The following is a 26,953-nucleotide window of genomic DNA, read 5'->3' on the forward strand; positions in this document are numbered from 1 at the left end:
TCGGCTACAGCGACTCGCGGACGATCGTGGCGCCTTCGACCATCGCCCGCATCTTTCCATAGGCGATGTCGCGCGGCACATATTTGAAACCGCAATCGGGCGCGACGATGATGCGTTCCACCGGCACTTCCTGCATCGCGCGGCGGATGCGCCCGGCAACCGTTTCCGGCGTTTCGATCGCCGGATCGTTGAGATCGAGCACGCCGACCAGAATTTGCTTGTCGTGCAGCGGGCGAAGCTCGGCCGGGTCGAGATTGGGTTGCGCCGTTTCCACCGAAACCTGATCGACGCGCGTCACGGCAAGCTCACCCAGATAGTCATAGCCCTTGGGCCGGTCGCCATGAATGATCGCGGCATAGCCGAAGCAGAGATGCAGCGCAGTGGTGCCCGTGACACCTTCCAGCGCGCGGTCGATCGCCGCCGGACCATATGCCCGCGCCTTTTCCGCGCGCGCCTGAAGATAGGGTTCGTCGATCTGGACGATATCGGCGCCCGCCGCGAACAGATCGAGGATTTCCTCATTCACTGCCGCTGCATAGTCGAGCGCCATTTCCTCTTCGCTGGCATAGAAGTCGTTCTGTGCCTGCTGAGTCATGGTGAAGGGGCCGGGGACAGTGATCTTGATCGGCAGATCGGTGTGCCGGCGCAGAAATTCCACGTCGCGCACCTGCACCGGATGCTTGCGCCGGATACGCCCGCTGACGCGCGGCACCGGATTGGGGTGGCCGCTGCGATCGAGCGCAGTGCCCGGATTGTCGAGATCGACTCCTTCCAGCGCCGTGGCAAAGCGGTTCGAATAGCTTTCGCGCCGCATTTCCCCATCGGTGATGATGTCGAGCCCCGCGCGTTCCTGCATATGGATCGCGACGATGGTGGCATCGTCCTGCGCCTCTTCCAGATAGAGCGGATCGGGCCGCCACAATTCCTGCGCACGCACCCGCGGCGGAAAGCGTCCGGCAAGCTTTGCCCGGTCGATCAGCCAGTCGGGCATGGCATAGGATCCCACGAGCGTGGTGGGCAATAGTTTCGCCATTATCCTCTCCCCTGCTGTTCTGATTCAATTGACAGCGTGGCGAATATGATAACAGTCAGGCGAATATATGCCTAGGGCATCATGGCCGCGCGGAATCGAGCCGGAATTTCACTGACTCCGGACGAACCGTGCATAGCGCGCCCGGTTACCTAGACCGGCATGGCGATGCCCAGATAGCAGGCAACCAGCACCGCGCACCAGATGGCGACCACGCTGATCCGCGCCCGCGCCAGTACCGATGCCAGTGCCGCATCCGACTGGGGAGTCGGCCCCGATGTCGCCATCGCACCGATGATCGGGATCAACGGCTTGAGCTGGAGGCGGATGACAAGCCCCAGGATGATACAGGTCGCCAGCGCCAGCAATTTGAGCGCGATGAACATCGGGATCGCGACGTCCCGAACTACGCCTCCGATGCCCAGCACCAACAGCGCCACGATCACTGCGACGCGCACGATCAGGTCGATCCGCGCCAGCAGCTTTCCCGTTCCGTCATGGCGCACATGCACGGCCCAGGCGAGCGCCAGCCAGATCAGCCCCGCCACCCAGATCGCGACCAGCGCTTCGCTGCCGATCGGCAGCCAGCCACGCACTGCCGCCGCCGTCAGCCCGGTCGGGATCGCCATGATCATGGCCGTGCGCGGCGCCATGTCGATATTGTTGACCAGCTTGAGCGCCATCATGCGTTCGCCAACCGACCGCTTCGGATCGATCAGGAAATAGGAGCTGTAAAACGCGCCAAGGTCGCCCCCCAGCCAATAGATCGGAACCAGCACATGCAGGAGAATTATCAGGGAATCGCCGATCATCGCGTCATCGCTCCTTCAGGCTGATCAAGAAATTGGTGGAGCGCGGCAAGGCGCCGCGCCGGGAAATCCGTGTCGGACGATGCTGGCAACGGCACGAAGCGTGCGGTCGGTGCATGTCCCGACAGCGCCATGGTGTCGGCAAATAGCGGATCGTTTTCCGCCGCGATCATCAGCACGGGTTGCGCGATGCGCCCTGCCCGCTCCTCGCCATTCCAGCGGAATGCGGCGTGGTAATTGTGATGATAGGTCTCGTTGGCCTTCATCACTTCGGTCAGCCATGCGTGAAGATCTTCGGGCTTCATTAAACCCCCGCCGCGACGGCATTCGGCGGTCCCGCGAAACCAGGGATAGAACAGCGCCTGGTCACGGCAGAATTGCAGCATGTCGACAAGATAGGCCCCGCTGCGATCGGCGGGAAAAGGCGGCGCATAATGCCGCAGATAGTCCTGCTGAACGTCGCGTGCGAAGCTCGCTGCGCCGTCCAGGATTACCGCACCGATGCGCGCAGGCGCCAGAATCGCCAGCTCTGCCGCGATACACGCCCCCGTGTGCGAACCATAGACATCGACCGTTGCGAGCCCGGCCGCATCGATGAAATCCAGCATCGCCTGCGCCAGCGAAACCACCGTCGTATCTTCGGCCGAAATCGCCGGACTGTCGCCATTGCCCGGCGTATCGGGCGCGACGACCCTGCGTGTGTGCGCCAGCGCCGCGATCAGCGGTTCGAGTTGACGAGAACTGCCGGGAGACGCGTGGAGCATCAGCAGCGGGCGCTGTCCCATGCGGATTTCGCCAGCCGTCCGATAGTGCATCTGCGCCGACGGGCAATCGACAAAGCCGCGTCGGATCGCTGGGCGGACTGCGTCGGGCACGGTGCTAGAGCGGGCCACCGGACAGGCTTTCCAGCTCGAAGACCGAATCCATATAACCGGCCACAACTCCCTTTACGTACAGGAAGTCGCCATCATCGGTGACCCACATGTCATAGGGCGGATGATCGTTCGAGATACCGATCAGGCGCATGCGAAAGCAGGTAAAATCGCCCGCCGCCACGCTGATCGCTTCGCGCCCGACAAACTCCAGCCCGCTGGATGTCTGTTCAAGCGCCGGCCCCGTCGCGCCCAGATGATGCAGGCTGTGCATCAGATTGGTGCCCCAGAAGTGCTGCGACCCCGGACCCTTTTCGATGGGATAGGTCGCGGTCAGCCAGGCATCGGATTGCAGCGCATGCTGACCAAAACCACGCATCGGGCGGGAAATCGGAACGCGTTGCGACACACGCCCGCCCGAACGCGATACCGCTTCGCACGACGCGATATCTTCATCGAAGCGAAACCAGCCATCGCCCGACCAGCGGCCGTCATTCATGATCCGTACGGTGGCGTCATGCGGATGATATTCGCCGTCGACCGCCAGCAGGCTGTCGCGCACGACATTGACGCCATCCAGCGCCATCTCGCAATGCGCCGACAGCACGCGCATCCCGTCGGCCCCGCGCGTCATGCGCCAGTCCTCGAACCCCCAACACGCGCCGGAACGGCGGCGATAGGATATCCGCCCCTGTCTGGCGGGAAGCGGTTGAAACATCGTCAAACGCGCACCACCGCGCGGCCCATCGCTTCGCCGCGGGCAACGCGGGCCAGCTGACTGCCCGCTGCGTCAAGACCTTCGGCTGTGTCGCGCACCTCTCGCAGGGCGCCGGAAATGACATAGGGTCGGGCAAAATCGATGAACGCATCGCGGCGATCGAAGAAATCGTACACGATCAGCCCATGCACCGTGCCGCGTCGACCCATCAGTCGCCCTGCGGGGATCAGGCACTGGCTGCCATCGGCATAATGTTGCGCCAGGCCGCACAGCACGATCTCGCCATAGTGGCGAAGCCGCGGCAAAACGGCGTCGATCCCCTTTTGCCCGACATTTTCGAAATGCACGGCAATGTCCTGCGGCAGGCGGTCCTCCCAGCCGTCGCGGTGGTAATCTATGCAATCGTCAAAGCCATAGGCTTCGATCGCCTGCGCACATTTGTCCGGCCCCCCGGCGATGCCGACGGCCTTCGCACCCAACAGCCTGGCGATCTGTCCGGCCGTCCCGCCAACCGAGCCGGCAGCGCCGTCGATGGTGACGATGTCGCCGGGCTTCACCGTGGCGAGCTGGGTCATGCCTGCCCATGCGGTCAGCCCCGGCAGCCCGAGAAGTCCCAGATGTTCGGCAATGCCCAGCGCCGGATCGACCTTGCGCATGGCCGATGCCTCGACGATCGCCTGCTCTGCCCAGCCGGTCACGCCAACAACATGGTCGCCGGCTTCGAACGCCGGATCTGCCGAAGCAATGACCTGGGCCACTGCCTCGCCCGGAAGGCTGCCGCCCGGACGCGGCGTTTCCTCGCCCATATGCTTGCCGCGAATGACCTGGGAGACATAGGGGTCGAGCCCGATATAGAGCACCCGGACCAGAAGCTGTCCGGCATTCGGCACGTCGGGCAGTTCGCGCGTCACGCGTTCGAAGTCGTCTGCTTGCGGCAGGTCGGTCACCGCCCGGCGCAGAGTGATTTCGCTGGTCTCGATCATATTTCGTCCCATTGGGTTACGCAGACCGAGCAATCCTCGGCTGGCATGGTGGAAAGCGCATCGACCATCATGGTCAGCGCTTCGCGTGCGGGTGTGCGGAATGCGCCGCGCGAGGCGGGAACGCCGCCGGAAAGCAGCGCGGACAGTCCAGCGGCAAGCGGATTGATGACCGGCAGCGGCGTCTCCGCCGCGATGTCGCGAGCCAGCGCGGACATGCAGGTGCAACCCAGCAGGATCGCCTCTGCACCCTGATCGCGGGCATCTGCGCACGCCGCTGCGATGCGCTTGCGCAGGCTGCTCGCGCCGGTGCGGATCTGTTCCAGATAACCGTCGGGTCCGGCGAGTGTTTCCAGTTGCGTTTCCGACCCGACATTATGGATGCCGGTGCAGGCACCCGCCCTGCCCTGCCGATCCATCGTGCGGCGGGGAATGAAATTCATCGATTCGGGCCAGACCGTCACGATGGCGAACCGCCTGCCGCCGGCGGCAGCGGCGCGAACGCCTTCCTCTCCCGCGCCTGCCACCGGGATCGAAAGCGATCCACGCATCGCTTCCAGCCCGTAATCGCCGATACTGTCGATTACCGCGCCCACGCATCCGGCTTCCTCCGCCCGCAGGGCCGCCTCCATATGCCCTGCCTCCTGCAGCAACACATCGAGCGGCGTGCGCGGAAACAGCCCCACCGGCGAGGGAAAGATGCGCAGCGATTGCCCCTCCGTCAAAAGGTCGGAAAGCTCCGGCGCGGGCACCGCAGGCGGCATCACCGGCTGCGAACCCAAAAGTCCGATCCTGCCCATCATGCTGCTGTCTCCTGTCATGGCGCGATCTCGATCAGCTCGAGCAGCTCTCCGGCCGGGCCGATGGCAGTCGCGCTGCGCCTGCCGTCGTAAAGACGACCCTCGCGGCGCGCGGGCGCAGTGATGAAGGCGATGTCCAGCGCATCGAGACTGTCGACCGCCAGCGTCACCAGCGCATTGCCCGGCGGCAGCGCTCCGTCATGCGCCGCGCGCGACGTGGCTGCGGCGGGATAATCGTCGATCTCGACAACGGGCATGCGCCCCACCTGGGCCATGCTGAGCGTTGTCATATGGTCGGCGCCCAGATCGAAGGCGCGATTGATCATGGTATACGGGATCGTATAGGTGCCGCCCTCTTCGAACGAGAGGATGCGTTCGTACCAGGCCAGCGCCCTGGCGCGGTCGGGTGCGGCCAGTATGACGATAAAAGGGTGATCGACCGGCGATGCCGCGCGAGGCAGGTCGGAAGTGGGCGTGTCCTCACGCACTTCGTTCAGATAAATCATCTCCTGGCCCCGGCCCAGCATCTGCATGGCGACGAAATAGGGAAGCCCCGGAATTTCCTTGGGCGGGCCGATGATGTCGAATGCGCTTCCGGCCAGCCGATCGGGCCAGCCGAAAACGTCCTGCACAGTGATTTCGAATGCCGCCCAGCCATAGGTGGTGACCGGCCTGAACCCCGCGACCAACGGCTGTTCGATCAGTCTGACCCCCGATGGCAGCCCGCTTCGCGGCATCAGCACCGCCTGCTTTGCGCCGGCGACGGCGGGGGCGCCCCAGGCTGCGGCCAGAGCGCTGTCGACCGTTCCGGTTTCGACGATCTCCAGTCCCAGCGCTTCGCCATAATCGGCCAGCGCCGCATCAAGCGCGGGAACGGTCGCTGTCACGCCAAGGATGCGACCATGGGTAGTGAAGGATGTCATTTGAACTCCGGCTTGCGACGGGCGAGGAACGCAGCGACGCCCTCTGCGAAATCGGGTTTGTCGAAGGCTTCGGCGAACATCGCTTCGGTGCGCGTGTCGTCATCGGCCTGACCGTCGAGGATGCGGCGAATGATCGCCTTGCTCGCTGCTATCGAATGCGAGGAATTGGCAGTGATCGGCGCGATCAGCACGTCCGGCCTGTCGTCCAGCACGTCGACCAGCCCGATCCGAAATGCTTCGGCGGCATCGACCGGCTGGGCAGTGAACAGGATGCGCTTCGCCTGTGCTGGCCCGACCAGATCGACGAGCAATTTGGTATCATGCAGCGAATAGACGAGGCCAAGCCGCGCCGGGGTGATCGCAAATCGCGACGCGCTGCCCGCGACGCGCAGGTCGCAGGCTATGGCCAGCCCGCAGCCGCCGCCAAAACAGTCGCCTTCGACCATTGCCACGGTGGGAAGCGGACAGCGCGACAGTGCCTTCTGTGCCTGTGCAATCGCGCGCTGGTTGGCATCGAGCCAGTCGCGGTCCGCCGCATTCTGCGCGAATTCGCCGATATCCGCACCGGCGCTGAATGCACCGCCCGCGGCAGAGCGCAGCACCAGCATGCGCGCGTCGGCGCTGTCCTGAGCCTGGGCGATCAGCCGCGGCAGCGCTTCCCACATCTCGCGAGTGAAGGCGTTGCGCTTTTCGCTTCGGTCGATCGCTATCGTGGCAACCGCGTCATGGATCGAAAGCGAAAGCGTCATGCAGGAACCTGCTGCGCGAAACGGTCACGAATCTGGCCGCGAGTGGCGATCCAGACGTCGTCACAGGCAGCGACATGTTCCATGAACTTCGCCAGCGCCCAGAACCGCCCCGGACGCCCGATAATCCGAAGATGCAGGCCCAGCGACATCATGCCGCCCCGGCCGGGAGTGCCTTCGGCGCGCATATGATCGAGCGCGTCGATCGCATATTCCAGCCACTGGCGCGGGGTATAGGACTGGGACACCCACATCTTCATATCGTTGGTGTCGACCTGATACGGCATGACGACGATCGGCGATCCCGCCACCGTATCCCGATCCCAAAACGGAATATCGTTCGAATAGTCGTCCATATGATATGCGAACCCCTCCTCGATGAGGAGGCGGCGGGTATTGTCGGTGAGCATATATCGGCTCAGCCAGCCGCGCGGGCGGATGCCGGTGGTGCGTTCGATGGATTCGGCGGCGCCCCGGATAAAGGCGCGTTCTTCCGCTTCATCCATCTTGAACTGATGCACCCATCGCAGGCCGTGGCTGACGGGTTCATGGCCCAGCGAGACAATCGCCCTTGCCAGATCGGGACATTGCTCAAGCGCCTGCGCCGCGACTGTCCAGCTCGCCGGAACGCCATGTTCGGCCAACAGGGCCAGCACGCGCGGCGCGCCTGCATTGATGCCATAGCGATAGTTGGATTCATTGCCGTAATTGCGAAGCGGCCCCTTGATGAACACGGCCAGTTCGTCGACCGGCTCCATTCCGGCGTCGCCGCGCGCAACGCTCATCTCGGAACCTTCCTCGACATTCACGACGATCGACAATGCGACGCGCTTTCCTGCGGGCAGATCCATCTGCGGCAGGTCCATTCCGGGAAAATCCATCAGTGCATCTCCTCGCCGCCGGAAACATTGAGCGCTTCGCCGTTGATGTAGAAAGCGTCCTCGCTCGCCAGAAAGGCGCAGGCCGCCGCCGTGTCGGAACCCAGGCCCGGCCGCCCCATCGGGTTTTTCGCCGACATGTTGGCCAGATATGCCTCGACCGATTCAAAGCCGAGGAGGCGCGAATAATAGGCGTTTTGCTGTGCCCCCAGCGGAGTGGTGACATGGTTGGGGCAGACCGCGTTGACGGTGATCCCCAGCGGCCCGAGTTCGAGCGCCGCAGCGCGTGTCAGACCGATCATGCCATGCTTTGACGCGACATAGCCCGCCAGATGCGGCACGGCGGTCTTGGCGGCCTGACTGGCGATATTGATGATGCGCCCGCCTTCGCCGCGACGCTTCATCGCGCGGCCAGCGGCCTGCGTCATGTAGAATGCGCCCGACAGGTTGACCTTGAGCACCATGTCCCAGTCGGCCGGATCGACATCGAGCAACGGCTTCATCATGAAACCGATCCCGGCATTGTTCACCAGGATGTCGCTGCGGCCCAGTTCTGCCTCGGCCTGTTCGATCAGCGCGGCGGCGGCAACGGGGTCCGATACGTCGCATGCAATCGCGCGGGCGCGAACGCCTTTGCGTTCCAGCGCCGCGATCGTGGCCATCGCCTCGTCGCCGATCTCACGGTCGGACAGCACGCAGTCGGCGCCTTCCTGGGCGAAGCGCGTCAGGATCGCGGCACCCAGTCCGCCGGCCCTTCCCGCGCCCGTGACGACGGCGACCTTGCCGGACAGGCTGCCCATCACAGCGCCTCGGTCAGAATGAACTGCGGATTGTCGGCGAAGTCGGCGAAGCGCGCTGCGATCGCCTGAAACGCTTCGGCGCTGACTTCCGCGACGAACGGGTCCATCTCCGTGATGTCGAGCAGCTCGATATAGTCATAGGGGGACGGTGCATCGCTGCCGAACAGGCCGGTGGCGCGGTGCACGGTGAAGGATTCCACCGAATCGAGCCCGTTCGCGCCCGGAATGTCGAATTCACGCGCCCACGCTTCGTACTCCTGTGCCGAAACGCCCGGCTTCAGGTTGAACAAAACGATGATCTTCATGACGTCAGTCCTTTCATGACGGGAGCACGATAGCCCTGCAGGCTGGCTTCCAGCCTTTGAGCCATCGCGACGAGCGGGAGTTCGCTGCCGCGCGGGCCGACCAGCTGGACGGCGACCGGCATGCCAGCGTCGCTGCGGCCCGCAGGAAACGAAATGGCCGGAAAGCCCCCGATATTGGCCAGGCAAGTGAAATCGGCCTGGTTGGCTGGCCCATGCTGGCGCAGCGGAAAAGCGGCCTGGGGTGCAGTCGGCATGATCAACACGCCGTCATCGCCGATCGCCGCTGTCAGCCGACGCGCTGTTTCCGCCAGCAGTGCATTGTCGGCGACGCGGCCGCGCGCATGGTCCAGCGTGGCGGCCAGTGCCGCCGATATGCCAGCACGCCCGTCGGATTGCGCCAGTTCACTTTCCAGCGCCTCTGCGCAGCGAAGAAACCCCGCGAAACGCACATCGTGCAGCGGTGGCAGCGCCACCGTTTGCGGAGCAGGAGGAAAACATGCCAGCGCGCGTTCGAACGCAGCGATCACTGCCGGTTCCGTGCTGACCCCGCCCAGATCTTCGAGCACGAGCGGACGCCATTGTTTTTCCGTTTCGGCGCCGGCGGCGGACCAGTGCGGGTCGAGCACTGCCATCACCGCATCGATACACGCCGCCGATCGCGCAAGGGGGCCGGCACAGTCCCATTCCCGCAACAGCGGAAAAATGCCGTGATCGCAGAGCAGTCCGTGCCCCGGCTTCAGCCCGAACACGCCGTTATAGGCCGCCGGTATGCGCACCGATCCCATCGTATCGGTCCCCAGCGCAAAAGCGCAGATGCCTGCCGCCACCGCTGCGCCGCTGCCGCCGCTCGATCCGCCGGGGGTGCGGCCCGGATCATGCGCGTTGGCGCCGATGCCAAACGCCTCGTTCCAGCCCGTTGCGCCCAATGCGCCTTCGTGCATGGACAGCGTGCCAAGCGCGATGGCGCCTGCGTCGCGCAGGCGAGCGACGATTTCGGCGTCCTGTGCGGCGCGCCGGGTGCGGCCGGCAATCCCCGCCGACCAGCGGAAACCACGCAGCGCGATATTGGATTTAACGCCGAAGACAATGCCCTCGAGCGGTCGGGCCTCGCCGCGCCGCCAGCGTATTTCGGCCTCGCGCGCGGCGCTTTCCGCGGCATCCCAGTCGGCTTCGGCCACGGCATGGATCGCGGCATGGTCGCACGCGGCGGCGCGGCACGCGGCGACATGATCGACAGGCGTTGCCGAGCCATCGGCAAAGCGCGCAAGCCAGCGCGAAACCGTATCGTAGCGCGAATCCGCCGCCGAAACCAAAGACCGGGCCTCGGCTGTCATTTGCGCTCGTCGATAAGCCGGATCGGCTTTTGCCGGACATCGACCTGCGTCTGCGCAGCCGTCGCGCCCACCGCTACCAGTTCGAGCGTGACGTCGACGCCCAGCCCCTGCCGCAGCAGCGCAGCCAGCTGGTCCGCATCCGATCCCCCAGCGCTTTCCAGCCGGACGACCAGCTCCTCGCGACCGCTGGTTTCATCGCGGCGCGCAATACAGACATATTCGCCGGTCAGTTCCCTCGCCCCGTCGATCAGCGCGCCGATCGCGTGCGGAAACACATTGATGCCGCGCAGCTTGACCATATTGTCGCTGCGCCCCTTGAACCCGGCGATACGGCGGAACACCATCCCGGTATCGCTGGGGCCGACCAGCTCCTGGGTGATGTCGTGCGTGTTAAAGCGGATGCACGGCGCGATATCGTTCTTGAACAGGCAGGTGACGACCATGTCGCCCGTCTCGCCCGGCGCAACCGGTGCGCCGGTGTCGATATCCAGAATCTCCAGAAACTGGGCATCTTCCCAGACATAGAGCCCGTTGCGGTCCGGCCCCTCGCCCGCGATGGCGCCGGTATCGCCGACGCCATACCAGTCATAGGCCTTTGCCCCGCCCCATGCGTCTTCGATGATCTTGCGATCCTCGCTGCCCAGATGCGCGCTGATCATGCGCACATTGATCCGGTCCATCAGCCCTTCTTCGACGGCCACTTTGGCGAGCTTGCGCAGATAGTCGGTAAAGCCGACCAGCACGCTGGTCCCGAAATCGGCCATCAGCCGGACCTGCTGCGCCGATCGGGTTTCGATGCCGGTGCCGGCCGACAGGAAGATCGAATTGGTATAGTGGGTAAATACCTCGCGGATATAGTGCCCGCCATTGATCATGCCGTGGCCATAGACAGACTGCACCACATCCTCGGTGCGCAGCCCCTGCCAACGGTACATTCGCCCGGCGAGGAGGTTGGGCACCTCGCGCCCGACGGGCCCGAACATCAGCGGTTGCGGCCGCCCGGTCGTGCCCGACGTGGTGTGAAATACCACCGGCGGCCGGTCATCGCCGCCAAGTCCGGCGAAATCGCCGAACGGCGGATGTGCGGCGATCGAGGCCATGATGTCCTGCTTGCCGTAAACGGGCAGCTTCTCGATGTCGCGAAGCCCGTCAATGTCGCCCGGTTCGATCCCCTTCTCGCCCCACAGCCTCTGGTAAAACGGAATTTCCCATCCGCGCCGCATCAGCTTCCGGAACTGGGCATCCTGACGCGCGAACAATTCGTCGCGGCTCATCGCGGTATAGCGCGCGGTAAATTCGGCGCCGACCGGGTAAAGCTCTAGAAGTTTGGCGCTGTCCAGCGCCTCGAGATAGGTGGGGAAACGCATCACAACTCCGGCGTGCAGAAATGGGCAATCGGGTCGGCCAGGATCGCATCGCACGTTCCTGGAGGCGCAAGTTCGCGGACCAGCGCGATCTTCGCATCGTCCATCGCACTGCTCATGGCCTGTTCGGGGGAACCGGGCGCGTGCGCGATCATGATGCGCCGCTCCTCACCGCCGCGCAGAGTCACGGTCAGAACCTGCGGCGACAAGGCGTTGGGCCCCAACATGTCATCGGTATCGACGCGCAGCCGGGCGGCCGTTTCCAGCAGCGCGGGATCGCCAAAGGTTTCGGGCACCATCATCCGCGGGTCGATCCGCCCGTCGCGCAGCATCAGCGCGGCCAGTAGCGGCAGGCACAATTGCGCCGAGGCGACGCTCATGTCGGGCGAAGGATCCCGTGCTACCAGCCGCGCAATCAGCGGCGGGACCACCGCCCGCATGGATTCGATGTCGGCGCTACCGATCCCTTCCTTGCGAAGCTCGAGCAGCGCACCCAATATCGCGTGGCTGGCCCGACCGGAAGGAAACGGCTTGGTGCTGATTTCGGCAATGCGCCATGTCGAACCCAGAGCGCCGACAAAGGGGGCCAGTTCCCCGCGATCGAACAGCGGGAAATAGCCGAACGGCCCCTCCAGGCTGTCGTGCGGACCCGTCAGCCCGGCCTTGACAAGGTCGAGCGCGGTAACCGCCGCGCGCGCAGCATTGGCGACCTGCAGGGGCAACGCGACCGATCCCTCGACATGCGCCTGCATCGTGCCCGCGCAAAAGGATTGCGCCAGACCCAGCACATCGCCGTAGCGTTCCGGATCCAGCCCCTCGATCCGCGCCAATGCCAGCGCAGCACCCATACAGCCTGCGGTTGCGGGACGAAAGAAAGTCAGCGCCGATGTCGATGCGACGCCCAGCAGGCAGGCGACTTCGACTCCGACGCACAGCGCCTGCAGCGCGGCTTCGGTATCGTCGCCACCGCGCCGGTCGATCACGGCGCCCAGCGCAGCGGTGACCACGGACATCGCATGCACCACCGCCCCTTCGTGCACCGCATCCCATTCAAGACAGTGGATCTGGAACGCGTTGACGAAAGCCGCGGCGGGTGCGGGCAGCCGGTCGTCGCAGCCCAACAGGCGCGCGTCGTCGCCTGTGCCCCACCCTGCCGCTGCGCGGCGCACGCCTGCCGCGCCATGCGCCGTCGCGCCCGCCGCACCGACCGCCAGCGTATCGCGCAGCAGCCGCGTTGCGGCATCGCGGGTGTTCGGGTCGAGCGCGTGGTGCGCAGCGGCAAATTCCAGAATGCGTTCGGTCGGCGTCACGCGAGATTCCCCAGCCAGTCGTGAATGGCGCGAATGTCATCGCCCTCCAGCGCCGCGCTCAGACCCGCATCGATCAGCGGATCGTCGCACCCGCCCCAGCGGGCAAGCGCGGCGAATTTCGCAATGCAGCCAGCATCGTCCAGCGGGTTGTCGGGATCGCCCAGCGTATCCATGACGACCGCGCTGCGCCCGCCGCAGCGGATGCTGGCACCATAATGTTCGGGATAGGCGGCGCTCAGCGCAGGATCCTCCACAACCGAAATGCGCGCACGCACCGGCGCCAGTGCGCGGATCGCTTCCGGTCCGAAATCGTCGAGCTGAACCGCACCGCGCTCGGCGATCAGCGCCACCGCATGCTGCAGCGAAAATTTCGCATCGAGGACAGTCACCGGATCGGGCCGGTCGCAAAAGCGAATCGCGTCGGCATAGGTGCGGACCTCGATCGGGCCGTCGAGCGGCCCTTGCTCGCGCAGGCGCAGCGCCGCGTCGATGCTGGGGTGCGCGTGACGGCAGGCTGCCCATGGCTTGATGCTGACATCATGGATCGTCCAGCGATCCTCAAGCGGCATCGGGCGGGGATTGGCGCAGGTCGCCGCGAACAGCCCCTGTTCGCCTTCCAGAATATATTCGGGGCCGCGCACGCCCGACAGCGCGGCGGCAGCCGCCGCCATGCCGTTCGCCGCCGCGCGGGCGACATGGAACTGTTTGGCGTCGCAATCCTCATGCCGCATGCGCCAGAGCCCCCCGGACATCGAACCGGCGAGTCCCATCGCAGAGGTCAGCGCGTCTTCATCCGCTCCGTTCAGCATCGCAGCAGCGACTGCCGCCCCGAAAACGCCTGCCGTCGCAGTGGTATGGTAAAACGCATAATGCCGCGCATCGAAGCAACAGCCGACCGCGATCATCGCCTGATACCCCGAAATCGCGGCATCCAGCGCCTGCTCAAGTGAACAACCGGGCCGGGAGAGCGCAGCCGGCCATATGACGGGACCGGGGTGCAGGATCGACATACGGTGAATGTCGTCCATCTCCAGCACATTGCCGAGCCAGGACGCACGCTCCAGCGCATCTTCCTGCATGGGAATGTGCGCTGCCACGGGGGCATCACTTGCCCCGGCGACGCACCCCATCCAGTCGAGCAGATGAATCCGCGCACGCTGGCGATCCTCGACGCAGACCGGGCGCCGCAGCGTGCGGGCAAGCCGCCGGGTAAGCGATGCGCCCGTCATGCGCGCGCAGCACTCCCGCCCAGCGCCGGCGGCTCGGAAAGCGCGTTATCCTCATCTGCGAAGCGGAACGAAGGCGCGATATGATGCGCCCCGCCCTGTTGCCGCCAAAGACCGCGCGCGGCGACCTGAGGCGATTGCAGCGCCTCGGCAAAGTCCAGCACCGGGGCGAAGGCAATGTCGCGCCCGCTGAACCAATCCGACCATTCATCGCGGGTGCGCGTGCGGAAAGTGGCGCGCAGGAAGTCGATCGCAGGGGTTTGCGCCTCGCCCGCCGGGCCACAGGCGATTGCGACCAGATCGGGGCGGTCGAGCGCCGTGAACAGGTTGCGCGCGAATTTCTCCTCACGCCCTCCCAGCACGATATATCGTCGATCGGAGGTTTCATACACCTGATAGAGCGCCGCGCCGCCGAGCGAACGCTGCTGCGCGCCGACCGGCGCCGCACCGCCCGCAATCGCTTCCCCCGCGACATGGACGCACCAGGGCAACAGGCTGTCGAACATCGCAATGTCCAGATAGTCGCCGCGCCCGCTGCGCTCTCTTCCGATCAGCGCCATCAGGACCGCCGACAGACCGTTCAGCGAAGCCGCCATGTCGGCCGATGGAACGCCGGGCACGGCGGGCGCACCGTCGGCGACATCGTTGACCGAGATGAACCCTGCCAGCGCCTGCACGACCAGGTCATGCGCGGGGTGATGCGACAGCGGACCGTTCTGCCCGAAAGCGCTGATCGAGCAATATACCAGTCGCGGACACCGCTGCGCCACGGTTTGATAGCCAAAACCCAGACGCTCCATCACGCCGGGGCGGAACCCTTCGACAAAGACATCAGCGGTTTCGAGAAGCGCCCATAACGCCGCCTTGCCCGGTTCGGATTTCAGATCAAGCGCGCGTGCCGATTTGCCGCGATTGACGTTGCGAAACCAGACCGAATGGCCGTTTTCCACCGGTTCCATCTGGCGCACCGGATCGCCGGCGATCGGTTCGATCTTGCAAACCTGCGCCCCGTGATCGGCCATCATCTGCGTCAGCATCGGCCCCGGCAGGAACTGCGAACAATCGACGACGGTGATTCCCGAAAGCTTGGCCATCAAACGATGCCCGCCTTGCGCAGCTTCGCGACCTGTTCCCGGTCAAAGCCCAACTCGGCCAGCAGCGTGTCGCTGTCCTGACCCAGCCGCGGACCGGCGCTGACCGGCAGCCGGGCACCATCGATCCGGATCGGGTTGGCCAGCAGCGCCAGCGTCTCGTCCGGCGATACCGATGCCTGCGCGATCATCCCGGTGGTGCGCAGGAACGGGCTGTCGAGCGCACCGGCCAGATCGTGGACCGGCGATACGGGCAGCTGGCCCTGCATCTCTTCCAGCCATTGTGCGGTGGTACGCTGTTGCAGCGCGGCGTTGAGCTCGGCGTTGAGCGCGTCGCGATTTTCCGTACGCGCAGCCGGCGCGGCAAAGCGCGGGTCCTGGGCCAGGTCGGGACGGCCGATGATCGCGATCAGCCGGTCCCAGAATTTCGGCAGCTGCGCCATGATGAAGATATGGCCGTCCGCCGTCGGGTAAAGCTGGCTTGGCGTGACGGAGGGGTGGCCCGAGTGCGCGGTGCGCCCCGTCGTCGCCCCGGCATTGAGATACCAGACCGCCGGATAGCTGGTCTGATGCACTGCAGCCGAGAGCAGGTCCACATCGACATCGCTGCCCTTGCCCGTCTCCCGCGCCATGAGCAGCGCCGACACCAGGCCCGTCGCCATCATCATGCCGGTCATGAAGTCCACGACCGAAAGCCCGAAGCGCGTGGGCGGCGCATCGGGTTCGCCGGTGACCGACATAAAGCCGGCCTCGGCCTGCATCAGATAGTCATAGCCCGGCCATGCCGCGCGTTCATTGTCGCGGCCATAGGCGGAAAGATGCGCACAGACGATCGCGGGGTTTACCCCCGCCAGGTCGGCATGCGTCACGCGCAGCTTCGCAGCGAGGTCGCCGCGAAGATTATTGGCTACTGCATCGGCGCTCTTCACCAGCCGTTCGAAGACCTGGCGCCCTTCGGATTCGCGGATGTCGAGCGTGATCGAACGCTTGTTGGCGTTGAAGGTCTGGAAAAACAGGCTTTCGCCCTCGCGCGTGAAATGCGGGCCCATCGCCCGCGCCGTATCGCCCCCCCGGGGCGGCTCGATCTTGATGACCTCTGCGCCCAGCTGAGCAAGGAACAGCGTGCCATATGGCGCGGCGCCATATTGCTCCAGCGTCAGAATGCGAACGCCGCTGAGCGGAAGCGCTCGCGAGTCCGAACGTTGCTGCTGCCCTTGCTGCTGTGCTGCCGTCATGCCCGATTCCGTCCGACCCACTGTTTGGAAATGATGATACGCTGCATCTCGTTGGTGCCTTCGCCGATACACATCAGCAAAGCATCGCGGTAAAAACGCTCGATCTCATATTCGGTCGAATAGGCGTAGCCACCGAAGATGCGCATCGCCTCTTCCGAATTGCGCACGGCGGCTTCGGAGGCGAAATATTTGGCCATGCCCGCTTCCATGTCGCAGCGCTCGCCCCGGTCGTACGCCGCGGCGGCATCCAGGGTCAGCAGGCGGGCAGCGCGCGCGCGCGTTACCATCTCGCCCAGCTTCAACTGGATCGCCTGGTGCTGCGCGATCGGGCGTCCCATCGTTTCGCGGACCTTGGCATATTCGGTTGCCAGGTGCAGCGATCCTTCGGCCAGTCCGACCCCGCGTGCGGCGACATTGATGCGGCCCAGTTCCAGCCCGCCAGTCGCCTGGAGGAATCCCTGCCCTTCCTCGCCACCGATCAGGTTGGCAGCGGGAATGCGATAGTCATCGAACACAAGTTCCGCAGAATCGATCGCCTTATAGCCGAGCTTCTTGATCTTCTTGCCGACGGTAAACCCATCGCCGCGCGGGGCGATGAACAGGCTCATACCCCGATAGCGCGGATCGGCGTTTACGTCGGTCTTGACCAGAAGCGCAAAGCACGACCCGTGGATGCCGTTGGTGATCCATGTCTTGGTGCCGTTGATGACATAATCATCGCCGTCGCGGCGCGCCGTGGTCCGGATCGCCTGCAAATCGGTGCCGGCATTGGGTTCGGTCAACGCCAGCCCGCCGCGGACTTCACCGCTGGCCAGCCGCGGCAGCCATTCGCGCTTCTGCGCCTCGGTGCCGAACCGTTCGATCGCGGCGCCCAGCATCAGGTGCGAATTGAAGATGCCGGTGATCGCCATCCAATGGGCCGCGATCAGCGACACGATCTTGGCATAGGTGCTGGCCGGCAAACCCAGCCCGCCATATTCCTGGGAAATGGTCGCACCGAAAAGGCCGAGTTCGGCCATCTGGTCAACCAGCTTTTCGGGCCATTTATCCTCATGGTCATGCGCGACGACCACCGGCTTGACCTCACGCTCGACCCACTTGCCGATCATTTCGAGCAGGGCGGCTTCCTCGTCCGGTGCGATCGTGCGCGTCGGTTTTTCCGCAGGACTTGCCCGCTCAATCGTCGACATTGCCACACCCCCGCTTCCAGATGAGCATCGTCCGGTTGAACGTGCATACGACATCGCCATGCTGGTTGCGCCCGGTGGTCCGCACCGTGACGATCCCCTGTTCGGGTCGCGACCCGGATTCGCGCTTTTCGAGAACTTCGCTTTCGGCATAAAGCGTGTCGCCGGGGAACATCGGATGGGTCATACGGATGTCGGTCCAGCCCAGGTTCGCCACGGCCTTCTGGCTCAGATCCGACACGCTCATCCCGACCATCATCGCCACGGTCAGCGGCGAGCACACCAACGGCTTGCCGAATTCGGTCTTCTTGGCGAATTCGTAATCGAAATGCGCCGGGTGCGTGTTCATGGTCAGCAGCGTGAACCACACATTGTCAGCGTCGGTGATCGTACGACCCGGGCGATGTTCATAGACATCGCCGACGACGAAATCCTCATAGTTGCGGCCGAAAGTCTCGCGGTAGCGATTTTCGGATATCTTCCTAGCGCCTTCACGCATCGGTCTGCCTCCTGGATTGCAATTTCTCTATGACGCGGCGGTGGGAGCGCATGACGGGCTCCTCCAGCATGGTTCCGCGAAAACGGACCGCCCTGCCGCCCGCCGCGTCGAACGCCTCGATCGCGGCGCGTGCCAGTTCGACTCGCGCATCGTCCGGCGCAAAGGCCGCTTCGATCGCGGCAATCTGTCGCGGGTGAATCGCCGCCTTGGCGGCAAAGCCCAGCGCGGCGGCGCGGGCACATTCGGTTTCCAATCCGGCATCGTCATCCAGCGCGATGAACGGAACGTCGATCGCGGACTTGCCGGCACGCGCGCACGCCATCAGCAGTGCGTTGCGGGCGTAAAGAAGCGGCTCCCAGGCCAGCTCGACATTCAGCTCCGCCGACATGTCGCCTCCGCCGAACATCACCGCGCTCACTTGCGCCTGTGCAGCGATTTCATACGCCGCGGCGAGCCCGCGCGGCGTTTCGATCAGCGGGATCAGCGATGTTCCGGGAAGCGATGCCGCACAGATGCGGATTTCCTGCGCGCTCTCGACCTTTGGCACGAACACGGTCCGGCCAGTCAGATCGGTGCCGGACCAGACCGCCAGGTCGCGGATACCCTCGCCCGTTGTCAGCGCATTGATACGAAACGCCAGCCGATCCGTGGGATGGGAATCAAGCAGCGCGGCCAGCGCAGTGCGCGCCTCACCCTTTGATTCGGCGGGAACCGAGTCCTCGCAATCGGCGCAGACTATGCCTGCATCGCCTGCCAGCGCCTTGACGACCCGATCGGGCCGTCCGGCGGGCGCGAACAGCATTGAGCTGAACCGAATGGACAAAATATTGGCTCCAAACCGATTTCGATGGGAATTAAATGTCCGGACAATGCGCATGGGTCAAGCGCCAATCAGCGATACGGCATCAAAAAATTTAATTACGCATACTTGTTATAAAATTTCATATTGCGGCCCATATTCCGGGCATAATGCGTAAAATCTGGCGATTTCCGGGCATTTTGCAGCGATCGCGCAAAACATGCCCGGTGCGAGTTTTTAAAATATAGGTGCCATTTTAGCGGTTGACAGCGATCTTCAAAAGTGGATCTTTGTCCAGACAAATATAGCAGCCTTGTATCGCGTCCGGCACATTCTTCGAGACAAAGGGACCAACATGAAGCAGCGTTTACTGATGACCACGGCCCTTGTGGCCGCCGCCTTGGCCTCGCAGCCCGCCCTCGCCCAATCTCAGGACGGCGCCACCGCCTCGACAGCGACAAATGGCCAGGATCAGGATTCCGCTGCGAACCAATCCGACGAACAATCGGGCATGGGTGTCATCGTGGTGACGGCGCAGCGCCGCGAAGAAAGCCTGCAGGACGTTCCCATTGCCGTGTCCGCCTTCTCGGGCGAGACGCTTGCGGAGCGCGGCATCACCAACACGCTGGAACTGGCGCAATCAATCCCGAACATGGTTGCCAACGGCAACACCGGGCTCGGTTCGTCGAACAGCTTCTACATCCGCGGTCTGGGCAACACCGAATCCATCGCCACCTTCGATCCACCGGTCGGCGTCTATGTCGATGACATCTATCTCAGCCGCCAGAACGCCAATAATCTGGCGCTGTTCGACGTGGATCGCGTCGAAGTGCTGCGCGGTCCCCAGGGCACGCTTTTCGGCCGCAACACCACGGGCGGCGCGATCAACGTGGTGATGCGCCGGCCCGAATTCGACGCAATCGATGGGTATGGCGAAGTCGGCTACGGTTCGTTCCACAAGAAGGTCGCGCGCGGCTCGATCAATCTGCCCCTGGCCGACACGCTGGCCGTACGCATCAGCGGTTATTACCAGGATGACGACGGCTATGCCCGCAACACGAAAACGGGCGAGCGGCTCAACGACGACGACGGCTGGGGTGCGCGCCTTGCCATTCGCGGCGAGCTTTCGGACAGCGTCCGCTGGAACGGAGCCTATTCCTATATCGAAGCGAACGGGACCAACGTCCTGAACTTTCCCTGCGACCCCTATAACCCCAGCAATTGCAAGGGGCGCTTCTACAGCAGCGGCTATCGCACCGGCCGGGTGGGCGACACCACCAATTTCCCCATGCTCGACATCTCGGGTGAGAAGGCCAATTATCTGCAGGGCAACTACACGCAGAGCCACATCATCTCGTCGAACCTGGCGATCGACCTTTCGCCGGATGTCACGGTCAGCCTGATCACCGGCTATGTTCGTCAGGCACAGCAATATGGCCTCGACTTCTACGATGGCCGCGCCGCACCGTCGATGACGAACCCGACGCCCGCGGTCACCGGCTATGACACCGGCGGTTTCGTCTATGTGAACAACGGCTATGCCGACCAGTTCAGCCAGGAAGTGAAGTTCGACGGCTCGCTGGCGAACGGCTTCATCGATTATTCGGCAGGCGTCTATTACATCCGGGAAGATGCCAAGACCGATTATGCCGACATCTATACCGTGTCGTCGAGCACGGTGCTGCTGCTGGCCGACCGCATCCTGCGCAATTCGACCGAGGCGATCGCAGGCTATGCCCAGGCCGACTTCAACGTCACCCCGGCGCTCAAGCTGACCGCAGGCCTGCGCTACACCGACGAAACCAAGAAAATCAGCTTCACCGATCTTCGCGATGCGTGCATCGCGCAAAACACGCCAAACTGCCTGAACACGCAGAATATGATCGCTGCGAACGGCGTGCCGATCCCGACCAAGCTGAATTCCAAGGTCTGGACGCCGCGCTTCGTGGTCAATTACGATGTGAACGACGATGTCCACCTCTATGTCAGCGCCACGCGCGGCTTCAAGTCGGGTGGTTGGGCCGCTCGCGTCAGCAACCCTGCGGCTGCCCTGCCCTTTGGCCCGGAAAAGGTGTGGAACTATGAAATGGGCGCAAAGACGCAGTTCCTGAACAACCGCGTCCGCGCCAACGTCACGCTTTTCTGGATGGACGTCAGCGATCTGCAGACCCCCGCGGGTCTGGTAAATCCGAATGGCACCATCACCTATATCACGCGCAACTTCGCCGATTACCGCAACCGCGGGGTGGAGCTGGAGCTGGCGTTCGAGCCGGTCCGTGGCCTGAATCTCTATGTCAACGGCGGCTATTCCAACGACAAGTACATCATCGACCGCAATGCCCCCGAATTCGACGAATACGGGACCCAGTCGGTCGCTGCGCAGCAGGCCGCATGCCTTGCCCTGCTGGCAGCCGGTAATGTCGGCGGAGGACCGGGCACCACGTCGGTTTGCGGCGCGGGCATCGTGACGCCTTCGGGCGATATCGCCGAACCCGTCCGCACCCCGGACTGGACGGTGTCGATGGGCGGCAGCTACGATCTTGAGATCGGCGATTTCACGCTCGTGCCGACCGTCAACGCCAGCTACCGTTCGGAGATGCAGGTACAGTCGGCGAACACCAGCTATTACAGCGATCCGGTGTCGGGCACGAACGGCAGCTTCCCGATCAACGCCTATGGCAATGGCGACTTCCTTGTCGGTGCCTTCTCCAAGGCTTCCTGGCTGCTGAACGCCGGGCTGACGCTGAACGGGCCGAACCATGCATGGGCGTTTTCGGTAACGTGCAGCAACTGCCTCGATGAGGAAGCGATCCAGACCTATCTGGGCTACAACTACCTCAACCCGCCCCGCACGTTCCTGGCCAAGCTGCGTTACAATTTCTGATCCAGCGGGGTGATCACAATCATGACTCGGGCACGCTTTCACCAATCCGGCAGCTATCTTGAATTCTCGGCCGGATGGAAGGTGCTCGTAGCTTCCCTTGCGGGGACGGCGTTCGGCGCATCGCCTGTGCCCTTCAATGTCCTCCCGCTCGTCATGGGTCCCATCCATGACGAGCTGGGCTGGGACTTTGCGACGATCAGCGTCGGACTGACGATCTTCAGCGTGATCGCATCGCTGCTGGCACCGGTTATCGGCAGCCTGTCCGACCGTCACGGCGTGCGTCCGGTCGCGCTGATCTCGCTATTCGCATTCGCTGCGGTATTCGCTGCATTCTATTTCGTGCCGAGCAACATCTACGCCTGGTGGGCGGCATGGGCCGTGCTCGGCCTGATCGCCATCGGTTCGACGCCGGTCACCTGGAGCCGGGCGGTTTCAATGTGGTTCGTGCGCAATCGCGGACTGGCGCTCGGCATCATGTTGCTGGGCACCAGCCTTGCCGCCTTTGTGGTGCCACAGGTCGTCACCCGCGCGATCGAGGCATTTGGCTGGCGATCGGCATTCCCCGTCGCGGCGTTGCTGCCGCTGCTGGTGGCGTTGCCGCTCTCGCTGCTCTGGTTTCGCACCCCCCGGCCCGAAGAGCTGGTTGGAGGCGAAGAGGAAAAGGCACAGGTCTTTACCGGCGTTACGCTGAAGGAAGCGGTTCGCGGTCGGCGCTTCTGGCTGTTGATCGGCTCCATCCTGCTGGCCGCACTCGCCTATGGCGGCGCCCATATTCACATGGCGCAAGTGGTGGCTCTCCACGGCTATACACCGATCGATGCGGCGTCGGTTCTGGGGATCATCGCGCTGGGCATCCTGGGCGGGCGCGTCATTGTCGGGCTGTTGTTCGACAAGCTGTGGGCGCCGGGCGTCGCCTGCGCTTCGCTGTTGCTTCCGTCCTTTGCCTGCTTCCTGCTGATGGGCACCGAAACGCCGCTTTCGATGCTGATGGCCGGCGGCTTCCTGCTGGGCTTTGCAGCAGGCGCCGAATCGGACATCGTCGCGTTTCTGGCGGCGCGCTATTTCGGCATGAAGCATTACGGCCGCATCTACGGCATGCTCTACCTTCCCTTCGGTATCGGTTCGGGTGCCTCGCCCATCTTCTATGGCGCGGTGCGCGACGCGACCGGCAATTACGACCTCATGTTTCTTGCCGCGATCTTCATGTTCGCGACGGCCGGCCTGCTGCTGCTGGGCCTTGGCAAATATCCCATTTTCGGAGAGACCGATGGCAACCCGCGCTGATACGCAAAACCCCCTCGATTCCGTTCGCGAAGCGGTCGGCGGCGATGCGCTCGTCCTGGATGAGACGACGCTTGCGCTACACGGGCAGGACGTCTTCACGATAGGCGAAAAGCCGCTTGCCGTTTTCCGCCCCACCAGCGTCGAGATGCTGGCGAGCGGCGTGGGCGCCGCCACCGCTGCGGGCCTTGCCGTCGTGCCGCGTGGCGGGGGCATGAGCTATACGTCCGGCTATCTGGGCGACGCGCAGGGTTTCATCAGCATCGACATGGGCGGGCTTGACCGGATCGTGTCGATCAACCGCGAAGACATGCATGTCGTGGTCGAGGCAGGCTGTACGTGGCAGACGCTGTACGAAGCGCTGCATCCGCTGGGCCTGCGCGTTCCGGCCTGGGGCACGCTTTCGGGCACCTATGCACAGATCGGCGGCGGGATGAGCCAGAATGGCGTCTTCTGGGGCGGCGGACGTGGGCCGATCGCGCAGACGCCGATGAGCTATGACATCGTGCTGGCGAACGGCACGCTGCTGACCACGGGCAATGCGACGATGCGCCCCTATGGCCCCGACCTCACTGGAATCTTCAGTGCCGACAGCGGCGCGCTGGGTATCAAGGCGCGAGTCACCCTTCCGCTGATACCCGAAGCGAAAGCGCTGGCCTATGGCAGCTTCAGCTTCGCCAAGGTCGAAGGCTTCCTCGCCGCGGCCAGCCAGATCTCCCGCGAGCAGATCGCGACCGAGATATTCGGGTTCGACCCGTTCCTCCAGGCGCAGCGCATGCGGCGCGAAAGCCTGGCCAAGGATGCCAAGGCGTTGCTGGGCATGATGAAGTCGCAAGGCGGCTTCTGGAAGGGGATCAGGGAAGGTGCAAAAGTCGTCAGCGCCGGGCGCAATTTCCTCGACGCGGCCAGCTTCTCGCTGCACCTGATCGCAGAGGGGCGCAACGACGCCGCCGCCAGCGCCGATATGGCGCGGATCGAACAGATCGCACTGGCGAACGGCGGAACGAAGACCGACAATACGATCCCCAAGATCATGCGGTCGTCCCCCTTCCCCGATGTCAACTCGATCGTCGGGCCGAATGGCGAACGCTGGGTGCCCACGCACGGCATCCTGCGGCACAGCACGGTCCTGCCCGCGCTTGAGGCGATCATTGCCTATTATGAATCGCACGCCGAAGACATGGAAAGGCTCCAGATCGGCGCGGGCTATCTGTTTCTCACCTGCGGCACCACGGCCTTCCTGATGGAACCGGTGTTCTTCTGGCCCGACGCGATGGAGGATTTCCACCGCCGCTATCTCACGCCCGAACATCGCGCCAAGCTGACCGATTTTCCGCCCAATCCCGAAGCCCGGGCGCTGGTCGAAAAACTGCGCAAAGGGGTTCTCGAAATTCTGGGCAGGTTCGGCGCTGCGCATCTGCAGATTGGCCGATCCTATCCCTATTCGGAGCGTATCGCACCCGAAGCGCTGGAGCTTGTCCGTGCCATCAAGCGCGATCTCGATCCCCATAATCTCATGAACCCCGGCGCACTGCGTCTGTAACGCGCCCATCGATCAGGAAAGGACAGCCATGACCATCAATGTCCCACCACCCTATACCGCGGTCGAGCGGCACGCGGTTTTCCCCGATGTCAGCCATGACGAGGCGGCACGCTTCGATTTCCTCGCCGGTTTCAATCGCTACCTTTCCGGCACGCTGGGAGAAGGCAACGCCCTTGCCTATGAAAAGCGCGTGCTGCCTTCCTTCCGGGAAAGCCACGGTCGCGAACCCAAAGACCGCCTCGAAGTCCGCGATGCGATGAACGCCGATCCCTTCCACCGTTTCTGGTCGGCGCTGAAGCGCAGTTCGATGGAGATTCGCCAGCATAATGGTCGCCAGGCGGTGCTGCGCCAGATCGACGAGCTCGATGCGCGCGCGCGTCAGTTCAACGAGGGCCGCGACACGCTGGTACTCGACCCGTCGGTCGAAGTGCCCAGCTATCAGTCGGTCGTCGACATTCACTGCATGCCGGGCAGCTATCACGGCGAGGAGCGGCCCGGCGACGTATCGGCGGGTGCCAACTATGACAGCGGCCTCTTTGCCACCACTGCGGGCGCGCTGGGCGCGCTGTCGGACGGTGGCGGACAGGCGCTGGTCGAATGGGCGCGCCGCGAACGGCCGGACTGGTCGCCGCGCCGCATCCTCGATATCGGTTCGACGATCGGTCACAACGCCGTCCCGCTGGCGCTGGCCTTTCCCGACGCCGAAGTGATCGCGATCGACACCGCCGCGGCTTCGTTGCGCTATGGCCATGCCCGGGCGCAGGCGCTGGGGGCGAGGAACATCCAGTTCCGGCAAATGAACGCCGAGGATCTTTCGGCCTATGCCGATGGCGCGTTCGACTGGGTGCAGACGACCATGTTCCTGCACGAACTTTCGGCCGGCTCGCTGCGCCGCATCCTGAGCGAAGCGCACCGCGTTCTGGCGCCGGGCGGGCTGATGCTCAACCTCGAACAGCCCGAATATTCGGACGAAATGCCCCTGTTCGAGCAGTTTCTGCGCGACTGGGATGCGTTCAACAACAACGAACCCTTCTGGTCGGCGATGCATGGGCTCGACATGAAGGAGGAGATGATCCGCGCGGGCTTCAGCGCAGACGAGCTGTTCACCACCAGCGCGCGCGCCGTCGTCGATACCGACGTGTTCCCGCAGGCCAGGGACGGCGCCGAAGACCATGGGCGCCGCGCCTATTGGCACGGTTATGGCGCCTGGAAAAACATGCAGACAAAAGGAGACGCAGCGTGAGCGATCACGAACTCGACTGGATCCGGCTCGCGGCACGGCGGGCAAAAGGCAAACGACCCGATTATTTCGAGGATCCCGCCACCGACCTTTTGCTGACCATGGTGACTGCACTGACGGCGGAGCTTTCGGTGCAGCGCCAGCGCGGCGACACGCTGGAACGGCTGCTCGAAGCCAAGGGCATCGTCAGCCGCGAAGAGATCGAAAACTGGCGGCCGGACCAGTCAGAGGCCGAAGAACGCGGGATCGCCACGCGCGCCTATATCGCGCGCGTCATGCGCGGCGTTCAGCAAGCGGTCGAAGCGATGAAGGTCGATGAGCGCCCGCTCGATGAGATCGGCAAGGATTTGATGGCATCATGATGCAGCATCGCTCGGTACGCGGGAAAATCCGCTATACGTCGAAAAAGCCCGAAAGGATGGATCAGGAACGGGGACGCGAATGGTTCTCGTTCACCCATCATGGCGATGGCTCGGTCATCCTGCGCGCACAATGCGAGATCGAGGAACCGGACCCCACCGTATTGCGCGATGTAACCTATGCGATCGGCGCGGACGGGCGACCGCGCAACCTGCATGTCGACCTGACCGTCGGGGATCGTTTCATGGGATCGGGCTGGTTCAACCTGACGCATGACGCCGCAGGTGGCACGATCGAATGCGAAAGCTATGGCCCCAGCATCGGGCGCGTATCGCAGACGACTCGTTTCGAAGGGGCGATTGACCTGATGGGAACCCATCCCATCGTTGCCGATGCGTTCAACACACGCTGCATGGATATTTCAAAAGGCCCGCACAAGCGCGAGCTGCGTTGCTATCTCCCCTCGCCCGACCATCGCGGTGCGACGCCGCCGATGGCAGTGGAGGTGCGAATCCACCTGGAATATGTCGGCGAGGAAACCGTGACGGTCGCAGCCGGGACCTTCGCTTGCCGCCATTTCCGTTTCGTCGACGAATCCGAAGCCGGAATGGGCGGCACGACGCACCCCCATTATGATCTGTGGGTGACTGCGGACGAGGACAGCATCTTCGTGCAGGGCGGCGTCGGCGGCTATATGCAGACCTGGTACGAGCTGGTCGAGCTGGAGCGTTAAGTCCTG

26 protein-coding genes are annotated in these 26,953 nt (G+C 64.0%); 6 read left to right on the forward strand and 20 right to left on the reverse strand.

The genetic code is table 11. The features are described from left to right. Positions 1-4 precede the first annotated feature (4 nt). The 20 genes from DKB74_RS06305 to DKB74_RS06400 all read right to left on the reverse strand — a co-directional run bounded on the left by DKB74_RS06305 (position 5) and on the right by DKB74_RS06400 (position 18,930). A complete protein-coding gene (locus tag DKB74_RS06305) occupies positions 5-1,033 on the reverse strand; it encodes a 5-methyltetrahydropteroyltriglutamate--homocysteine methyltransferase (protein WP_109807298.1) in 1,029 nt (342 codons plus the stop codon). Positions 1,034-1,182: 149 nt separating this feature from the next. Continuing rightward, positions 1,183-1,842 carry a hypothetical protein gene (locus tag DKB74_RS06310; RefSeq protein ID WP_109807299.1) on the reverse strand — a complete coding sequence of 220 codons (660 nt, stop codon included), beginning with the start codon at positions 1,840-1,842 and terminating at the stop codon, positions 1,183-1,185. Further along, entirely contained in the window at positions 1,839-2,732 is an 894-nt protein-coding gene (locus DKB74_RS06315) for an alpha/beta fold hydrolase (protein WP_239987404.1), read from the reverse strand. Before DKB74_RS06315 ends, DKB74_RS06310 begins: the two co-directional genes overlap by 4 nt. Next, positions 2,719-3,345 carry a hypothetical protein gene (locus DKB74_RS06320; RefSeq protein ID WP_145960913.1) on the reverse strand — a complete coding sequence of 209 codons (627 nt, stop codon included), beginning with the start codon at positions 3,343-3,345 and terminating at the stop codon, positions 2,719-2,721. Before DKB74_RS06320 ends, DKB74_RS06315 begins: the two co-directional genes overlap by 14 nt. An 86-nt stretch (positions 3,346-3,431) precedes the next feature. Continuing rightward, the gene (locus DKB74_RS06325; protein ID WP_161956820.1) at positions 3,432-4,412 is read right to left on the reverse strand and encodes an MDR family NADP-dependent oxidoreductase; all 981 of its coding nucleotides are present in this window, start codon (positions 4,410-4,412) and stop codon (positions 3,432-3,434) included. After that, a complete protein-coding gene (locus DKB74_RS06330; protein WP_109807303.1) occupies positions 4,409-5,212 on the reverse strand; it encodes an aspartate/glutamate racemase family protein in 804 nt (267 codons plus the stop codon). Before DKB74_RS06330 ends, DKB74_RS06325 begins: the two co-directional genes overlap by 4 nt. Before the next feature lie 14 nt (positions 5,213-5,226). Then, positions 5,227-6,132, reverse strand: coding sequence for a VOC family protein (locus DKB74_RS06335; protein ID WP_109807304.1), 906 nt, complete (start codon positions 6,130-6,132; stop codon positions 5,227-5,229). Further along, on the reverse strand, positions 6,129-6,881 hold the full coding sequence (locus tag DKB74_RS06340; protein ID WP_109807305.1) for an enoyl-CoA hydratase-related protein: 753 nt from the start codon (positions 6,879-6,881) through the stop codon (positions 6,129-6,131). The genes DKB74_RS06335 and DKB74_RS06340 overlap by 4 nt, the downstream gene beginning before the upstream one ends. Next, entirely contained in the window at positions 6,878-7,759 is an 882-nt protein-coding gene (locus DKB74_RS06345; RefSeq protein WP_239987405.1) for a polysaccharide deacetylase family protein, read from the reverse strand. Before DKB74_RS06345 ends, DKB74_RS06340 begins: the two co-directional genes overlap by 4 nt. Then, entirely contained in the window at positions 7,759-8,556 is a 798-nt protein-coding gene (locus DKB74_RS06350; protein WP_109807306.1) for an SDR family NAD(P)-dependent oxidoreductase, read from the reverse strand. The genes DKB74_RS06345 and DKB74_RS06350 overlap by 1 nt, the downstream gene beginning before the upstream one ends. Then, positions 8,556-8,861 carry an REDY-like protein HapK gene (locus DKB74_RS06355; protein ID WP_109807307.1) on the reverse strand — a complete coding sequence of 102 codons (306 nt, stop codon included), beginning with the start codon at positions 8,859-8,861 and terminating at the stop codon, positions 8,556-8,558. The genes DKB74_RS06350 and DKB74_RS06355 overlap by 1 nt, the downstream gene beginning before the upstream one ends. Beyond that, complete coding sequence (locus DKB74_RS06360) at positions 8,858-10,195, reverse strand: amidase (protein WP_109807308.1); 1,338 nt, start codon at positions 10,193-10,195, stop codon at positions 8,858-8,860. The genes DKB74_RS06355 and DKB74_RS06360 overlap by 4 nt, the downstream gene beginning before the upstream one ends. Beyond that, the gene (locus DKB74_RS06365; RefSeq protein ID WP_109807309.1) at positions 10,192-11,562 is read right to left on the reverse strand and encodes a phenylacetate--CoA ligase family protein; all 1,371 of its coding nucleotides are present in this window, start codon (positions 11,560-11,562) and stop codon (positions 10,192-10,194) included. Before DKB74_RS06365 ends, DKB74_RS06360 begins: the two co-directional genes overlap by 4 nt. Further along, positions 11,562-12,869, reverse strand: coding sequence for an MmgE/PrpD family protein (locus tag DKB74_RS06370; protein ID WP_109807310.1), 1,308 nt, complete (start codon positions 12,867-12,869; stop codon positions 11,562-11,564). The genes DKB74_RS06365 and DKB74_RS06370 overlap by 1 nt, the downstream gene beginning before the upstream one ends. Beyond that, entirely contained in the window at positions 12,866-14,098 is a 1,233-nt protein-coding gene (locus DKB74_RS06375) for an MmgE/PrpD family protein (RefSeq protein ID WP_109807311.1), read from the reverse strand. Before DKB74_RS06375 ends, DKB74_RS06370 begins: the two co-directional genes overlap by 4 nt. Continuing rightward, positions 14,095-15,189 carry a CaiB/BaiF CoA transferase family protein gene (locus DKB74_RS06380; RefSeq protein WP_109807312.1) on the reverse strand — a complete coding sequence of 365 codons (1,095 nt, stop codon included), beginning with the start codon at positions 15,187-15,189 and terminating at the stop codon, positions 14,095-14,097. Before DKB74_RS06380 ends, DKB74_RS06375 begins: the two co-directional genes overlap by 4 nt. Continuing rightward, positions 15,189-16,421, reverse strand: a complete 1,233-nt coding sequence (locus DKB74_RS06385) for a CaiB/BaiF CoA transferase family protein (protein ID WP_109807313.1) — start codon at positions 16,419-16,421, stop codon at positions 15,189-15,191. The genes DKB74_RS06380 and DKB74_RS06385 overlap by 1 nt, the downstream gene beginning before the upstream one ends. Continuing rightward, complete coding sequence (locus DKB74_RS06390) at positions 16,418-17,611, reverse strand: acyl-CoA dehydrogenase family protein (protein ID WP_109807314.1); 1,194 nt, start codon at positions 17,609-17,611, stop codon at positions 16,418-16,420. Before DKB74_RS06390 ends, DKB74_RS06385 begins: the two co-directional genes overlap by 4 nt. Beyond that, positions 17,598-18,107: a MaoC family dehydratase gene (locus DKB74_RS06395; protein ID WP_109807315.1), complete on the reverse strand. Its 510-nt coding sequence runs from the start codon at positions 18,105-18,107 to the stop codon at positions 17,598-17,600. The genes DKB74_RS06390 and DKB74_RS06395 overlap by 14 nt, the downstream gene beginning before the upstream one ends. Then, a complete protein-coding gene (locus DKB74_RS06400; protein ID WP_239987406.1) occupies positions 18,100-18,930 on the reverse strand; it encodes an HpcH/HpaI aldolase/citrate lyase family protein in 831 nt (276 codons plus the stop codon). The genes DKB74_RS06395 and DKB74_RS06400 overlap by 8 nt, the downstream gene beginning before the upstream one ends. Before the next feature lie 349 nt (positions 18,931-19,279). Between DKB74_RS06400 and DKB74_RS06405 the strand changes: the two genes are divergently transcribed. The 6 genes from DKB74_RS06405 to DKB74_RS06430 are packed head-to-tail and all read left to right on the forward strand — an operon-like array spanning position 19,280 to position 26,947. After that, positions 19,280-21,790 carry a TonB-dependent receptor gene (locus DKB74_RS06405; protein ID WP_109807317.1) on the forward strand — a complete coding sequence of 837 codons (2,511 nt, stop codon included), beginning with the start codon at positions 19,280-19,282 and terminating at the stop codon, positions 21,788-21,790. 21 nt (positions 21,791-21,811) lie between these two features. Then, positions 21,812-23,074, forward strand: coding sequence for an MFS transporter (locus tag DKB74_RS06410; RefSeq protein WP_109807318.1), 1,263 nt, complete (start codon positions 21,812-21,814; stop codon positions 23,072-23,074). After that, positions 23,058-24,614: an FAD-binding oxidoreductase gene (locus tag DKB74_RS06415; protein ID WP_109807319.1), complete on the forward strand. Its 1,557-nt coding sequence runs from the start codon at positions 23,058-23,060 to the stop codon at positions 24,612-24,614. Before DKB74_RS06410 ends, DKB74_RS06415 begins: the two co-directional genes overlap by 17 nt. Before the next feature lie 28 nt (positions 24,615-24,642). After that, entirely contained in the window at positions 24,643-25,857 is a 1,215-nt protein-coding gene (locus tag DKB74_RS06420; protein ID WP_109807320.1) for a class I SAM-dependent methyltransferase, read from the forward strand. Continuing rightward, positions 25,854-26,216 carry a hypothetical protein gene (locus tag DKB74_RS06425; RefSeq protein WP_109807321.1) on the forward strand — a complete coding sequence of 121 codons (363 nt, stop codon included), beginning with the start codon at positions 25,854-25,856 and terminating at the stop codon, positions 26,214-26,216. Before DKB74_RS06420 ends, DKB74_RS06425 begins: the two co-directional genes overlap by 4 nt. Beyond that, positions 26,213-26,947 (forward strand): DUF3108 domain-containing protein, encoded by a 735-nt coding sequence (locus tag DKB74_RS06430; RefSeq protein WP_239987407.1) that lies wholly within the window; start codon positions 26,213-26,215, stop codon positions 26,945-26,947. Before DKB74_RS06425 ends, DKB74_RS06430 begins: the two co-directional genes overlap by 4 nt. Positions 26,948-26,953 lie beyond the last annotated feature (6 nt).

Source organism: Stakelama portus, from assembly GCF_003171655.1.
Taxonomy (GTDB): domain Bacteria; phylum Pseudomonadota; class Alphaproteobacteria; order Sphingomonadales; family Sphingomonadaceae; genus Sphingomonas; species Sphingomonas portus.

Coding starts and splice junctions, on each gene's coding strand:
- DKB74_RS06420 (WP_109807320.1), top strand. CDS start 24,643: ATGACCATCAATGTCCCACCACCCTATACCGCGGTCGAGCGGCACGCG.
- DKB74_RS06410 (WP_109807318.1), top strand. CDS start 21,812: ATGACTCGGGCACGCTTTCACCAATCCGGCAGCTATCTTGAATTCTCG.
- DKB74_RS06335 (WP_109807304.1), bottom strand. CDS start 6,132: ATGACATCCTTCACTACCCATGGTCGCATCCTTGGCGTGACAGCGACC.
- DKB74_RS06330 (WP_109807303.1), bottom strand. CDS start 5,212: ATGATGGGCAGGATCGGACTTTTGGGTTCGCAGCCGGTGATGCCGCCT.
- DKB74_RS06390 (WP_109807314.1), bottom strand. CDS start 17,611: ATGTCGACGATTGAGCGGGCAAGTCCTGCGGAAAAACCGACGCGCACG.
- DKB74_RS06415 (WP_109807319.1), top strand. CDS start 23,058: ATGGCAACCCGCGCTGATACGCAAAACCCCCTCGATTCCGTTCGCGAA.
- DKB74_RS06375 (WP_109807311.1), bottom strand. CDS start 14,098: ATGACGGGCGCATCGCTTACCCGGCGGCTTGCCCGCACGCTGCGGCGC.
- DKB74_RS06340 (WP_109807305.1), bottom strand. CDS start 6,881: ATGACGCTTTCGCTTTCGATCCATGACGCGGTTGCCACGATAGCGATC.
- DKB74_RS06405 (WP_109807317.1), top strand. CDS start 19,280: ATGACCACGGCCCTTGTGGCCGCCGCCTTGGCCTCGCAGCCCGCCCTC.
- DKB74_RS06305 (WP_109807298.1), bottom strand. CDS start 1,033: ATGGCGAAACTATTGCCCACCACGCTCGTGGGATCCTATGCCATGCCC.
- DKB74_RS06345 (WP_239987405.1), bottom strand. CDS start 7,759: ATGGATTTTCCCGGAATGGACCTGCCGCAGATGGATCTGCCCGCAGGA.
- DKB74_RS06355 (WP_109807307.1), bottom strand. CDS start 8,861: ATGAAGATCATCGTTTTGTTCAACCTGAAGCCGGGCGTTTCGGCACAG.
- DKB74_RS06365 (WP_109807309.1), bottom strand. CDS start 11,562: ATGCGTTTCCCCACCTATCTCGAGGCGCTGGACAGCGCCAAACTTCTA.
- DKB74_RS06350 (WP_109807306.1), bottom strand. CDS start 8,556: ATGGGCAGCCTGTCCGGCAAGGTCGCCGTCGTCACGGGCGCGGGAAGG.
- DKB74_RS06310 (WP_109807299.1), bottom strand. CDS start 1,842: ATGATCGGCGATTCCCTGATAATTCTCCTGCATGTGCTGGTTCCGATC.
- DKB74_RS06360 (WP_109807308.1), bottom strand. CDS start 10,195: ATGACAGCCGAGGCCCGGTCTTTGGTTTCGGCGGCGGATTCGCGCTAC.
- DKB74_RS06395 (WP_109807315.1), bottom strand. CDS start 18,107: ATGCGTGAAGGCGCTAGGAAGATATCCGAAAATCGCTACCGCGAGACT.
- DKB74_RS06385 (WP_109807313.1), bottom strand. CDS start 16,421: ATGACGGCAGCACAGCAGCAAGGGCAGCAGCAACGTTCGGACTCGCGA.
- DKB74_RS06380 (WP_109807312.1), bottom strand. CDS start 15,189: ATGGCCAAGCTTTCGGGAATCACCGTCGTCGATTGTTCGCAGTTCCTG.
- DKB74_RS06320 (WP_145960913.1), bottom strand. CDS start 3,345: ATGACGCGCGGGGCCGACGGGATGCGCGTGCTGTCGGCGCATTGCGAG.
- DKB74_RS06325 (WP_161956820.1), bottom strand. CDS start 4,412: ATGATCGAGACCAGCGAAATCACTCTGCGCCGGGCGGTGACCGACCTG.
- DKB74_RS06430 (WP_239987407.1), top strand. CDS start 26,213: ATGATGCAGCATCGCTCGGTACGCGGGAAAATCCGCTATACGTCGAAA.